Source organism: Vibrio sp. 811 (assembly GCF_033339195.1).
Genome location: NZ_JAWOUB010000021.1, coordinates 1 through 13,996, shown reverse-complemented (window position 1 = coordinate 13,996; position 13,996 = coordinate 1). Strand labels below are relative to the sequence as shown.

10 protein-coding genes are annotated in these 13,996 nt (G+C 43.6%); 5 read left to right on the top strand and 5 right to left on the bottom strand.

Translation table 11 applies throughout. The annotated features are described in order from the left end of the window. The first annotated feature begins 6 nt into the window (after positions 1 to 6). The 5 genes from R7Q46_RS21175 to R7Q46_RS21155 are packed head-to-tail and all read left to right on the top strand — an operon-like array spanning position 7 to position 6,005. Entirely contained in the window at positions 7 to 1,329 is a 1,323-nt protein-coding gene (locus R7Q46_RS21175) for a GTPase-associated system all-helical protein GASH (RefSeq protein ID WP_318077776.1), read from the top strand. Between the two features lie 56 nt (positions 1,330 to 1,385). Then, positions 1,386 to 2,291, top strand: coding sequence for a TRAFAC clade GTPase domain-containing protein (locus R7Q46_RS21170; RefSeq protein ID WP_318077775.1), 906 nt, complete (start codon positions 1,386 to 1,388; stop codon positions 2,289 to 2,291). Then, entirely contained in the window at positions 2,278 to 3,126 is an 849-nt protein-coding gene (locus R7Q46_RS21165; RefSeq protein ID WP_258637000.1) for a hypothetical protein, read from the top strand. Before R7Q46_RS21170 ends, R7Q46_RS21165 begins: the two co-directional genes overlap by 14 nt. Further along, the gene (locus R7Q46_RS21160) at positions 3,123 to 5,552 is read left to right on the top strand and encodes an effector-associated domain EAD1-containing protein (RefSeq protein WP_258636997.1); all 2,430 of its coding nucleotides are present in this window, start codon (positions 3,123 to 3,125) and stop codon (positions 5,550 to 5,552) included. Before R7Q46_RS21165 ends, R7Q46_RS21160 begins: the two co-directional genes overlap by 4 nt. A gap of 15 nt (positions 5,553 to 5,567) precedes the next feature. Further along, positions 5,568 to 6,005 carry a DUF4231 domain-containing protein gene (locus tag R7Q46_RS21155; RefSeq protein ID WP_258636995.1) on the top strand — a complete coding sequence of 146 codons (438 nt, stop codon included), beginning with the start codon at positions 5,568 to 5,570 and terminating at the stop codon, positions 6,003 to 6,005. A 327-nt stretch (positions 6,006 to 6,332) separates the two neighbouring features. On the opposite strand, the gene R7Q46_RS21150 is transcribed toward R7Q46_RS21155, so the two are convergent. From R7Q46_RS21150 to gmtY, 5 genes are read right to left on the bottom strand one after another with little or no spacing between them, the layout of a single operon-like run. Further along, positions 6,333 to 8,498, bottom strand: a complete 2,166-nt coding sequence (locus R7Q46_RS21150) for an ATP-dependent RecD-like DNA helicase (protein WP_258636993.1) — start codon at positions 8,496 to 8,498, stop codon at positions 6,333 to 6,335. Beyond that, on the bottom strand, positions 8,495 to 8,932 hold the full coding sequence (locus tag R7Q46_RS21145; RefSeq protein ID WP_258636991.1) for a VPA1267 family protein: 438 nt from the start codon (positions 8,930 to 8,932) through the stop codon (positions 8,495 to 8,497). Before R7Q46_RS21145 ends, R7Q46_RS21150 begins: the two co-directional genes overlap by 4 nt. Continuing rightward, complete coding sequence (gmtX, locus tag R7Q46_RS21140; protein ID WP_258636989.1) at positions 8,932 to 9,609, bottom strand: gamma-mobile-trio protein GmtX; 678 nt, start codon at positions 9,607 to 9,609, stop codon at positions 8,932 to 8,934. The genes R7Q46_RS21145 and gmtX overlap by 1 nt, the downstream gene beginning before the upstream one ends. Beyond that, on the bottom strand, positions 9,609 to 12,269 hold the full coding sequence (locus tag R7Q46_RS21135; RefSeq protein WP_258636985.1) for an integrase family protein: 2,661 nt from the start codon (positions 12,267 to 12,269) through the stop codon (positions 9,609 to 9,611). The genes gmtX and R7Q46_RS21135 overlap by 1 nt, the downstream gene beginning before the upstream one ends. After that, a complete protein-coding gene (gene gmtY / locus R7Q46_RS21130) occupies positions 12,269 to 13,726 on the bottom strand; it encodes a gamma-mobile-trio recombinase GmtY (RefSeq protein ID WP_318077774.1) in 1,458 nt (485 codons plus the stop codon). Before gmtY ends, R7Q46_RS21135 begins: the two co-directional genes overlap by 1 nt. Positions 13,727 to 13,996: the final 270 nt, after the last annotated feature.

Sequence of the window (13,996 nt, the reverse complement as noted above, 5' to 3'; positions counted from 1 at the left end):
GCTAGTATGGATACAATTTTGGATTCATTTTTAGGTTTAGGACTTATTGAGAGCATCGACGGTAATGATGAACGCTATGCTAAAATCGAGCAAGCAGCTCAAAAGCTGGCTGAATACTATCGTGAAGAGCGTGACCAACTTATTCCAGCAATTCTATGTGGCTTAAACCCTAATGTTTCACTAGATGAGTTGCCTATAAACAAAGCAAAAGAGCTTCTTCAGAATGAGTGGAAAGCATTCTTGACCGCATATACTGATGAACCAGTTAATCTATATAGATCAATTATTCTCGAAGCGTGCTCTCTAGTATCAGAAGAAGATAACAATGCTGCAATAATGTGGCTCACCGCTTGTGACGTATTCCCTTTGTTAAGGTGTGGAAAAGAAGAAAATCTACTGCGAACCTTTCTGCAATCATTAGGACGTACTTCTGAGCAGAATGCAATCGTTAGTGCGCCAGATTTGTCATTTAGCAAAGCGAAAACAATTAAGCTAGATGAGCTACCAACTCCCGTTGTTAATAAAAGAGATGTTGATGAAAATGATCTTCGCGAGCGTATAGGTGGAGCTGCTAATAACACTTATATCAATAAAGATGGCCAAAATGTTGCTGGTATCAAACCCAATAGATACGCCGTTAATCAGAACCCGTCCCATTGGGCCGGCGACTTTGCTGAAAGAATGTCTGAAATTATAACTTCGGAACTCGCACTTATTGAAGAACAATCAATTGCTAATAATAAGGCAATGGAGAATGTTAACTCGCTGAAGAAGTCCGTTGAAAAAGCCCTGAATGAGCAAAGGTTAGCCCTCCAAAGGCAACAAAAAGCATTTTTAGATTATCAAAGGCAGGAGCAGACGAGGCTAAATGTTTTATGGTGGGCTGAAGCTCTCTATTCAACATCTCAAAAAGAGAGCTATCGATCTCACTTTCCTGAAATAGCTGCAGTTTTAATGCCGTATGATTTGCTCGAAGAAATACAACTGCCTTCACCAGCTAGTGTTGTATTCACATTAGCTGAGGCGGTAGGCAAATTACCTGAATGCAGTCATGACCGTGACTACAGTTTTTATGAAATTTTGACTGAAATTCGAAACAAACGATCGCGGCTCGATCCTTTTTGGTTAGAAACACTTACTTCTAAATTAGATGAGAAAAACTCAAATATCGGTGGGATGGTTGTTCGAGCTTTAGTTGATGAGAATTGCGATTTGGATTCGTTGATAGAGAAATCTTTTATTCCTCAAGATTGGCGTTGTAGTTTACCCGAACTATCAAGAGCAATCTTTAGGCAGGAACAAGCATACCGATTGGTTACGGAGGTGTAGGTATGATTCGGTGCTCAAATCCGAATTGCTTCGTACATGAAGGTGATACTTGTTGTATGGGGGAGCTCAACCATGAAGATTGTCCTTCATGGAGCAGCAATATAGGAGTTGACAAAATTGGCCCAGAAAAAAAAGAAAACGATATTGCTTTTCGGGTGCCTTGGTCATCTTCTGCTCTAGGAAGCTCAGATTTATCGCGTCTGTATCAACAAGGTCCGTCCATTTTTATTGGATTGCTTGGTGCCCAAAATACAGGAAAAACGACTTTTCTAGCTGCGAATTACTTGCAACTACTGTCAGGTAAAAAGTACAACAATTTTGAGTTTTGTGGCTCTCAAACTCTTGGTGCATGGGAATCAATAGCATCATGGGCTCGAATTAACAATGAGAAGCAATTGCCATCATTTCCTCCTCATACTCCGCGTGGCGTGGACCGAACGCCTGGTATTCTTCATTTCGCCTTACAAGACTCCAATGACAAGATTAAGAACATTTTTCTTACGGATGCTCCTGGTGAGTGGTTTACAAGGTGGGCTATCGATGTCGACGCTATAGATGCGGCAGGAGCAAAATGGACAGCCTCGCAGAGTGATGCCTTCTTGATATTTGCTGATTGTGAAAAGCTTGCTGGAGAAGAACGCAGTGTGGCAAGGAGAGAGCTGAGGACCATTATCGAGCGCTTAGGTGAATCTGTCGGTTCTAGGCCAACAGTGCTTGTTTGGGCAAAAAGTGACAAACAACCTTCAGAGGGAATAAAAAAAGCAATTCAAAGAGCTTTAGAAAACAATATTCACCATGCCAAAGAGATTGAAGTGACAGTGGAAGATCCTGCTTCTTTTACAATAGCATTAGGATCAATCTTAAATGAGGTTTGGGTACCTACATTTTGTGAACCTATCAAGGAACCGATTCTAGGGAACACTTCATTTCTTGCTTTTAGGGGGCACCATGAAAAATTCTGAAATACTGCTTCTTGGCGGCCCCAATAGTGGCAAGACACACTACGCAGGACAGCTCTTTGGACGACTAAAACGACGACCAGGTAAGCTGAAAATTAGAACTGGTGATGGTACGTCAGTTAATTTAAGCGCTTTAGAAGATGTACTAACCCATTTGGAAGACGGCAATGCAGCTGAGCACACTCACGCTGATCAGTACTCCGAAATACTGTTTCCGTTAATTGATAGCAACCAGATAACAATTGATCTTTACTGGCCTGATTACGGTGGCGAGCAATTATCTCAGGTTTTTAAGCAGCGAGAGATCTCTTCGGACTGGCGAAGAAGGTTACAAAGTACGGATGGGTGGTTAGTATTTATTCGCCTTAGTGGAGAGAAAACTTATCCTGATGCAATGTCAAAGTTAACTTCTATACCAACTAATACTCCAGTTGAAACTACAAGGCCAGAAATTTGGGATGCTAATGCATATTGGATAGAACTTCTTCAGATGTTGTGTTACGTGGCAGGCTTAAATCTAAGCTCTAAGGAAAATAAGCCTCCGCTCGCCATCGTATTATCTTGTTTCGATGAAGTACTTGAAGAGGGTCAAGTGCCTGCAGAAGTCTTGAAAAGCAAATTACCTTTGTTTTATTCGTTCATTCAAGCAACTTGGCCTAAAGAGATGACGTCTATATGGGGGGTTTCCGCTTTAGGTAAAACTCTCAAACCAAATAGTAATGATGATAATTTCATTGACGAGGGACCTGAATATCAGGGCTGGGTGATTCCCCCAGAGCAAATTAACAAAGACTCTGACCTAACTGCTCCACTATCTTGGGTACTAGATAATATATGATGATAGGACCACTAAAAGCTATTTATGGTTGCAGGAGCAATAGTCATGATTTGCTATTTTGGGAGGGAGATTTCCCCCTTCCACCTGAATTACTAGGTTTGACTGACAAACCTGGGGGATACGTTACCCCTAAAGAAAAATGGTGGCCAGCAATCAACTGTGGACCTGTTGGTAACTGCTGGGCGTTATGGAGTATTGAGCCTGATTTTGATGCGCCGCGAAGTGGTATGGTTAAAAGTACTGTTTTACTTTGGGAGCTGGATAATATATCTCAAGCACATGATATAAAAGAGTATATTTACCAACTAGTTAGCCATAAAGAGTGTAAGCCACCTTCCTCAAGCTTTTTACAAAATGTCGCCAACGAATTGATTTGTAGCGATAACATTCTAGCTATAGAAGCTGACGAAACCTTACCCTTACTAATCGCTCATTTATGGGAGAACTTGTGGGGAGAAGCTAGAAAAGAGTTTTCAGTTAGAAGTGCATTCACCCCACCTCAAGCATTAGTGCGTGCTAAGCTACCAACACTTTACTGTGTTCCTGCATCAGTTTTGAATCAGTGGTATCTGCCTAACGTAACCTTAATTAATAGTACAGCAACCACTGAAACCTCTCGAGCAACTAACTACCTGATTAATAAAGCTGAAAATGATTTAACACTTCAGCAATTGCTGCTTGACTATGCAGAGTTAACTGGTGATTTGAAAGTATTGCATAAGCTAGGAAGGGTAGCTGATAACATCGATCAGTTTCGATCGAATTCTACTTTGACTAATGCTATTTTGGCGCTTAGGTCTTTAATTGCTTGCTATCCTTCACCAGATAAAGCTAAAACTATAAAAATAGAGCTCTTGAGTTCGATAAAAAAGCTGATGGTAAGTAAAGGCGACTCTTCTGATATTTTGACTATGTGCAACTTATCAAGTGACGCCGTCCCTAAAGGAGCTATGCCAGAAGTGGAACTATCAACTTGGATAGAGCACAACTTGATAACTCTTAGTCATGAAGACCTTAATAAGTATTTTGATAGAGCACTGCCGGATAAATCAATGCAGTGGTGGTCACAGTCGGTAGTCAATGGAATCGGCACATTAGTTAATCAACCCGAAACCGGTAAATATGTATTGTTCTGGCTTTCTATAGTCCACTTTCAAACAACTTTCTTACGGCTATCTTCGGTGAGGCAAGATCTTGAGAGAGTCTTGCTTGAAAGCGCAATCACGAGTGACATGACAGCAGATAGCTTAATGGCGCTAGAACAATTTTCTATTTCTCAGGAATGGGCACAGCTTCATGCTTGGGCTGTTTTTAACCTATATGATGAAGAGCAAGTATACAAAAAGCAACGCAACTCCATGTCCAATTGGACTGAAGGTGTCCCATTCATAGTTCAAAATTTGTCCCACAGGCAAGTGATTAATCTACTCAGGGATAGTGCTTTTTCTCCATTCATTGATTTATTAGCTGAAAGGTCTCTTAAAGAGCCAACTCTTCTCAACTATATAGACGTCGCAGAACAGAATGCGTTTCAAATGTGGCAGAAACAGCTAGACAAAGGGGGGAGGTTTTACCCACCAAACATAGAAACAGAGGCTTTTCTAGCAAAGCTCTGTGATTGTCTTCAATCTAATATTTTACCTAGAGTTTTTGAGCAAATATCTAAGGAAATTTCGGCGTATCTATTATCAAATGCCGATAGAAGTAAGGTTTGGTCTCAGCTTGCCCCCACACGAAGTAATATTCTAGCTAAAGATATGATTCAAAAAATTGTGACTAGTCCTCAGGCCTTACAGCACTTAAGTGACGCAGAACCTTATCTTATCAATGAACTTAAAGCCCACATGACTGGCAATCATATCGAACCTGCTTTTATTCTTTCGTACTTATCACAATCGATTTCTCACCGGGAAGATGATGTATTGAATTGGGTTAAAAAAGCTCATTCGAAGAATTTCCACTCTCGTGCTCATATACTTGGAAATCTAATACTAGAAAAACGTTGGAACAGAGTTGCCAATGGCTTGTTCCAAAGTAGTTATGGCTTGCTGGCAGACACACCGTACTTCAAGCCTACAGTAGAAGCTTGTTCAGAACTATTGAGTTCCAGTAATAAGTTTTGGTTTTCTTTCTATACCGGCACTTCAACCCAACCTCACCAAAAAGAGATCATTAAGAAGTTTTCGGAAGTCTGTGCCGATCTCGCTTATGATAGGCTTGACTATATTTGGCAGAAGGCAGGCGGTAAACCAAGTAGATTAAAAAACTCTGGAACAGAGTTAGATAAATGGTTTCATGCCGCAAACGAGGCAGAAAAAGGGGCTTTAAATCGAGGTTTAATAGACTTGTTAGAAGTATTAATAGAAGAGTACCCCCATAACAGACAATTACGTGAGATCAATCATATAGTTTCAAATAGATACTAATCAGGTAGTGTAAAAATGTCAGCTAGAGAATACAGCACAGATCAAGCAGAGCACTTTAAGAATAAAGCGGATCACAATAAAAAAGAATCACTTTGGTGTTTTAGAATTATCATGCTTGGTACGCTATCCGCCCCCCTTTTAGTCGGCTTAGGTGAGGGTGTCTTGTACGCAAAAGTGTTGCCATCAATCTTGTCGGCTGTAGCTGCATTTTGCACTGCATGGTTACAATTGCGAAAACCTCAGGAATTGTGGTCAGTTTACCGGAATGCACAAAGACAGATTGAAGTACAGGTTACCCACTTTGATTTTAAAGTAGCAGAATACACAGACTTAGGTGAAAACAAAGCGAGTGAGCTGCTAGCTTTAAATGTTAGTAATCTAGTGTTGGAAACCAACAGTCGATGGACACAGCATGTTCCAAATCCATCTAACTTGAAAATAGAGAGCAACTAGCATGGGGAACGGTTTTTAGCTGACATTGTGCATTAAATGAAGTGAAGACTACAACTAACTAGATAAGCCTGAAGGTAATCTGTCAGTTTCGTTTCTACAATATCTGACAGGTTAACTTAAATTACTTCTATCCCTGATACGACTCATAGTTACAATCTAAAAATACGTTTTTTTTGCATAAATTCCAATACCACAACATGAGCAATATTGGGTTAAATTACGAATGGTTGGATACGCTAATTTGTTCGACGAAGCTAATAATGGGGCAGATCTGAGCTAGCCACACATCAGCTAGCTCGAAGATGGACATAAACGAGTTTGAAATTGCTAACTCAACAGTTCTTTTAGGTAGCTATTCCGTTTATGAGAGTGACTAGGTGCCTCGGTGATACGCTTCATATCATCGCTACTACCAACGATATGGATTTCACTTTCAGCTCTCGTGATTGCCGTATAGAGCCATGCTCTATCTACAATTTTTCCGTTTTGCAGAGCGATGATGATGCGCGGAAACTGTGATCCTTGAGCCTTGTGCAAAGTGATCGCATAACCCAACTCCATGCAGTCTAGAACGGATTGTGTTATCTCGACCTTTTCACCTGTATCTAGCGTCACTTCACCGTAACTATCACCAGAAGGTTTGGCGTTGGTTAGCATGCCTAGTGAACCATTCTGAATGCCTTTGTCATAATGGTTCTGCGTAAATAACACCGCATCATTCATGCGAAGTGGCAAAAAGAACTTATCACCATTGATTTCGAACTCAAGGCTAGTGCTATCTGGGTTAACGGCTTGTTGGGTGAGTTTATTGATTTCTGATACGAGTGTCTTGGTTGGAGCTATAACGCGACTGTTTTCAGGACACTGTTGGTAAAGCTCACAACAGACTTTGGCAATGTCTGTTTTACTGGTTTCGTGAAAGTGTATTGCACCTGTGCTTAATTGCTCAGGCGTCATGCCTTGATTAATGAGCTTTGAGTATTCGGGGATACCCATTGAACCTTCCTGTCTCTTGACGATATCTAACATCGTATTAGCCACCGCTTTTGCTTCAACGATGTCTGCCAACACCTTGCCGCAGCCGATTGGTGGAAGTTGGTCGGGGTCGCCAGTGAATATCAATCGTACAGAGGGGTGAATGTGATTCACAAGACGATACATGGTTGGCAAGTCAATCATGCTTGCCTCATCAACCACCAGTAGGTGATTTGTTTTCTCGACACTGGGTTCTATGGGGTCTTCACGCAGCAATTTGGCAATGGTTGAGGTAACAAAACCGATGGACTCATGAAGTCTCATTGCAGCACGACCGCTGAGCGCAACGGCGTGTATTTCAAATCCAAGTTGATGGTAAGCCCTGAGAGCCGTTCTGAGTACCGTTGTCTTGCCTGTTCCTGCACCGCCCGTAATACAGCTTACCGAATTATCCAGACACGTTGTTACGGCTTCGATTTGTTTACTGGTTAGGTCGTAGGGAAGCTCCGCAACCGCAGAGCAATACGCAGCATTGGCGTTTTCATCAAACAAGTCATTTCGCTTAATCAGTGTATTTAGCCGTTTGGCAACGACACTTTCCATCAGAAGTTGCGCAGTTGGATGGTAGGTTCCTGTGTCGGGATTTAAAATGTACTGGGCTTTATCATGACCTGATTGGAACGCTTGAGTGACTAGCACTTTGTCTTTCAGTAACTTGTTGAGATAAGGGCGCACATTAGCATGAGTGGTGTAGGTGTGACCTTTTTCAATCTCTTTTCGAAGCGCCATTTCCAGAGCAGCGCTGAGCCTTCTTGGATCATCCTGCGCAACATCGGTCTTAAAATTCGTTACCTTGATAATACCTTCAATGGCACTGAACGAAAGACCAAAGCCCATCAGAGCATAAGGATTATCCTTAATTACCTCTATGGAGGCTTCACCGTGATACTTGAGCAGCCGTTGCTGCACACTGGCGGGGATATTGTGCTCGCTCATCCAGTTGCAATGTGCCAGATTTTTATATTTGGCGTACCCTTTAAAGAGTGCTTTCACTGAATCGTCACTCAGAATCGATGTCAGACGCTTTCTGGACTCTGGGGTGTCATTTCTTAGTGTAGCATGGAAGTCTTTACCCAAGAGCTGCCAGAGCGCCCTAGCTTTGCCTTCACCAATACCCTTGAAGTCACCTTCTCTGGCGATAAAGCGTATCAGTTGCTCCCCTGTTTCGGGTAAAGTGCATTCAATATGCTTGGGTGATTCATAAGTGTGCTGCTGCATTACATAATCATCCATTTCCATATTTTCTATCTGGCGAGCACCTTTGACTGACCAATGCTGTCCCAGCGCAGGTTGTACAGGGATGCTATCGGGGTCGACTTTGATGGTGACGTAATACTTCCCACTATTGGTTTTGTAAGAGTCCTTCGTCAGCGGTACACCGCTGAATATCACCATCTTGGTCGAGCGATAAGGGATACTGGTGACACGCATTTGGTCTTCATGCAAAGCGCTATTCATCGTGGCATCAACCCCATTTCGGATAAAGTTTCAGATAGCTCACCAAAGCGCTCAAGTCGCTTTTCAAGCTCGCTGACCTTGGCTTTCAATTCAATGTTCTCAGTTTCTAATGACGACACCCGCTTTGAATCGAGAAGCTTTCGATTTGCTGTGTTGTCGTAGGCTTGAGGTTTGCCCTCATTCTTCTTGGCAGCGTCGGTCAACGGTGGCAGTACGCCTTTACCGCGCAGCTCATCTTCTAAAGCTTTGAGTGCGTTTTTGAGGGCAGGATTTTGGTTTAACGCTGATTTTCCACAACCGATACCCTTTGCCACTTCAATACGATTAAGCTGACCTCTGAATACGATTTGTTTAAAATCATCGTCCGTCTGCGTGGCTTTCCAGACCTCAAATGCCTCAAGGTTTTGTTGCGCTTTCTGCTGCCCACTTGCCATTAGTCATCTACCTCACCCAATAGTTTGCGAAGTCCTGTGACAAAGCCTCTAGGGAATATTTCACAGTTGTATTCCTTGTCTTTTACTTGCCCCGCCTGAGTAGTTTGCCAGTCGTTCTTTTCCATACATTCATCAGAAATGGCATACGCTAAGGCTTTCTTCTCTGATTCGGTGAGTACACCTGATAGGGATGGCAGCACTTCCACACTTGGCTCTGCCGTAGTATCAAACTGGCGCACAGGGCGCTTGTCGATGGTTATATTGGCGTGTTGTTTGAGTAAGTTTACCTCTTTGCGGTAACGGTTACGCTCGGCAATGATTTGACCAAACAAGGCGCGTACCGCAGGGTCTGGGATGCGCTCTAACAGTTTATTATCCGCAGGGATGGATTTAGACCGTGATGTGTTGGATAGCGGTTTTTTGGTATTGGTATTGTACTTTGCCGCCCATGCTTCGATGAGTGTTCGGTAGTGCTTGTTACGGGTAGCACGCAAAGCCTCATACGCCAATCCGCCATTTTCGGCAGAAACCCGACCAATTTGCGTAATGGAAAAGTCGCGCTGACCTGATTCCGCATAGGCTTTCAGTGTGTCGTTGAGCTTATCGAGATTTTGCTGGGTGCGAGGTACTTTGCCTTCTTTTAAGTCAGCCAGAATGACATCAATATCGAGTTCCATTAGTCCTCCAATAAGTTCGGTAGTGCGATGCCATCTAGGTTGATGACTTTATTGCTCAGAGCATGAATCCCTTGAGAGAGCAGTTTGTTGTCGGTCAGGTATTCACCTGCTTCGATGTAGTTCGCCACCTTGCGGTAGCCCTCAAGCTTGTCGTCAGGGTCAGCGATTTTTGCCATTTGGCGCAGCATGGCATTGGCGGCGATGAGCTGTTGCTTGTCGTCCATTTCCATGAAAATCGGCTCAAAGCCTTTTTTCATCAACACTCGACTGAGTTGCATCGAACGCTTTTGAATAGCGGGGGTTTTACGCAGCTCGTCTTGTAAATCAGGGTAGAACTCTGCGTCATCACAAAGCAGTGATAGGTGTAGTAACTCTGAGTCGGTTTCAATCAACTTCAAGGCATGACTGACATCTTGCTCAGAGCCAACCGCAATCAGTTTATCTTTAGTGTCATCTTCATTTCTTGCTTCTTCGACACGAATGATTTTATGAATAAGTTCAAAGCACGCAATCCAATCTTTGGCGTATTCATCCGCTTCGACTTGCTGTTTTTCATAGCGGCGCTGCAAGGCTTGCAGTTCATCGTGCTTGATAAATGGCTTGCCTTGCTCTTCGCAAAAGAATTGTTCGTCTTTGAGGGCTTCCAGTTCACCCTCAATTTCCACGGATAGATTCGCGGCTTGATGCGCTTTGTAGCTCAGTTGATTGAATTGGGCATTGAGTGCAGGGAGGTAACGAGCTTCGGTGATAAACCAGCGGCAGCGAGGGCAGTTTTCAGGTCCATGTGGCACGCTAGCATAAATGCGATTTGCAGCGACTTTTGAATCCTTAATCAACTGTCCACCGTTCCAGCACCCGCCAAGGGTACTGACTTCATCCGATTTCACGGTGTTACCGCCTACCAGACACATACCACACGAGCGCTCTTCCCAACCGATTGGATTGCGGTTAGCCAGCGCCGCCTGAATGCTGTCATCGCTGTGATACACCATCTTGCATTGGATTTGCTCCATCGAGGCATCTTTGAGGAAGTTGCGCACTGATTGTTTGGATTTGGCATCCAATTCACCATGCGCTTCATCCATTTTCTCTGCCATCACGGACGGGGTAATTTTGTTGTAGTAGATGGTCATCAGCAGGCGTGTATGCCCTGCCAGTAATTTAGAAATCACAGGCAACGGCAGTTGGGTATCCATCGTGTACGCCGTGATGAGCGAGACGCGCAAACTGTGTAAGGGAAAGAGTGTGGCAACCATATCACCTTTAGCCGCACCTTCAGGGTAATCCACAACCAGTTTCAAGCGCTCACCGTTATCTTGGGCATCACCTCGCTCTGCGAGTTGGTTTTCTAGCGTAATTAGGAGTTGATACCAGAAATGCGCTATATTTGCGTCACCTGCAATTGTTTTGGATTTATCCTCACCTTTTGCTGACGCATCACGAAACAGAAACGCAATTTCCCCCATGCTTTCTAATTGTTTATCCGACTTGCTCTTTCCAATATGCTTTTTAAGCAGTGTGGTGCAATCGGTGGGCTTTGCAATGGGGTTATATTTTTCTTGCCAGTTACGCAGTTTTTCCAGCCAGTACAGCACCTCTTCGTTCTGCCAAGGGATGATGTAACCCCGCTCCAGTTCGTCTTTGTTTTGGTCAGCGGTTTTGTTGGTGTTGATGTATAGACCTGTTGAATACAGCCCTGTCATGGTATCGTGAATTCGGCGGAAGATGCCTTTACCAAATGGGCGCTTTTCGCTACCAAGTGCGAAGTCATGTTGGATGTTCACTACCCATTGACCGTTTTCATAGCGCCATGTATCCGCTTCACCGCTGTCTAGCATACGCACCTGATAGGTACGCAGTGGCAGGTGGAGCTTCATGAAAATCACCATCGCTTTGACGGGCGACCAGATTTGATAAGCGGTGATTTTATTACCTTTGCGAGTGACTTCTTTGCTGCGCCATACACAATCAGGGTCGGTTTTATCAATCATCTCAGGATCGACTTCAAACCAGTCACCACCTTGACTGCCTTGACCTGTTTGCTGCTGCGCCCATGTCCAGTGCTTGAAATGTCGATAGTGATAGGCAGGAAGCAGAGATTTATCGTCCTTGAGGTTTTGCTCAATGACGGTTAATTCGGTTTTATCTGGCAACGGGCAAAGGATTTGGCGCAAGTCCTGAATATAGCGATACGGCAAGGGGTTACGGACGGTTTCAATCGCTCTATGTTGTTGTTTGATTTTGGTGAGTGGGTTTTTAACCAGTGCTACAAGGTTGCCATTGTCATCTTCTTCCGAGAATACTTTCGCAATAACAAAATCAATGAAATTAGTGGGGTGATTGACATATTTTACAATTTTATCAGGGCTACTTACTTTTGTTCGAGTAAGTTTTTCCAACTCTTCGCTAGAGCACTGATGCCCTTTATAACCCTTAAAAAATAACGGTAAATCGACTGCATAAGATGCATATTCACAAAGATAAGATTCAAAAAAACGTGTTAAGGCCGTTAGTTTAGTTTCAATCCCACTATTTTCTGCCGCCATCCACTCTGCTGCTAGCTCTTGCCATTGTTGCCACTCAGCACCAAGCGTGGTCAGCATCCAAGAGAAGGTTAAATCCGATGCGCGACCGTCATGTTTTTTGCCTTTAATCGCCATTATTTCCCTCTCAATTTAGGATGTTTGCCAGTGAAGTACCCCTGTGGGTCGATGTCATCAAAGCCATGCTCAACCAGTGCTTTCCAGTCGAGTGCTTTTACTTTGGATTCAGGGTTCGCCAGTTGCAGTGTGGCTTGGGTCAGTTCGTCAGAGATTTCCTGCTGACCTTTGCCTGTGTAGGGGATTTGTGAGTCTAGGGACTTATGGTGCATACAGCGTCGAATCACCAACGGGTTCAATCCTGAGCGTTCTAATCGTCTGCCGTAATTATGACGATGCCCGTGAGGGTCTTTACCTTCAGCCTTGCTTTGCTCCAAACCAATGCGCTTCAAGCCGTTGGCGTAGTTATCATGGAAAGCGTTGATGGTGTAAGGGTTGCCGAAGGCACTGTGATGAAAAGAAATAAACGCATAAGGGTGGTGACAGTCGATGCTGGCGCGGTACTTTTGATAGTTTTTCCAAAGTGACATAAACACTTTGCCGTAGTCGGTTGGGAACCACTGAACCTGTATGTAGTTATCTTTATGGTCAACCACACGGTTTTTCCAACCAAGATGTGCGGTGCCTTTCATGCGCTGGCGAGGGATACGCGCATACTTTTCTTTTAAGTACGTCTCTCTATTTTGATTTTTAGAACGAACTTCAGAGTCATTTGGCGCTTTGCCATCGACTTCATTGTAAATTCGAACGATTGCACTATCTGGGTTATAGGGATCTTCAAACACATCTGTCACCCAAAGGGTTAAAGCCTCGCTTTCGCGTAGTCCGCCACCGTGCATAAGCAGGAGTATTAATTTGTCCCTGAGAGCCACTCGTGGGTCACTTGCACCACCAATGCCATTAATATAAAAATCTTCCCAATGCTTTTCAGGAAAGGCGATGGCGTCATCTTCGGTTTTGGTGAGTGGTGTGCGCCCCTTAATGGTTCGCGCCTTACGGATGGTTTTATTGACAGTCTTATCTTCAATATGACTAAGGAAGTCATTTTGGTTTTTTCTATACCATGCAGCGTAATTCAATCGCTGCTCATGAGGTGTGGCATCACGCAAGGGATTCATCGGCGCAGTGCCTTGCTTGTCTGCCAACCAATCGGTGAATGCCGTCAGTCGGTGAATGTGCTTATTCACGTTACTGGTTGAACTTGGCACCCAATACAAACCTGATGGGTCAAGTCCATCTTCACCAATCGTTCCTGTATACAACCGCTTAGAAAAGGTCTGGAAGAGCAACTTCGGATCGTCAAACAATCCTCTATTTGCTTCCATATAATCTAGCAACAAGGACACCGCTTGAAGAAATCCATTCATGACGGAGTTACTCACTCCGTCCGCCTCTAGCTTGAGTAGGTAGTCCGTGACCGTACCTAACTCTCCTTGCTCAGTTAGCAAGATAGGCAGTTGGCTTTTGATGCCCGTATTGTCCTCTACAATCGTCGCTCTGACTTTTACTGATGACAAATTATGCTTTCCCTATACACATAATACACACTATTGACTATATACCTATATAGTTGGTTGTGCGATAAAAAGGCAGATTTCTCTGCCTTAATACACAATATACACCCTTTAAGTTACTATATATAAATTTGAAGGCGCTTTTTCTATTCTAATCACTGTGCCGTCCTAAATAAGGTTGACACTTTCTACCCCCAAAATTGGAGAGTGTTATGAAATCAACAACTAAAAGAACTCAGCGCGATTACTCCCTCGCTTTTAAACTCACTGTAG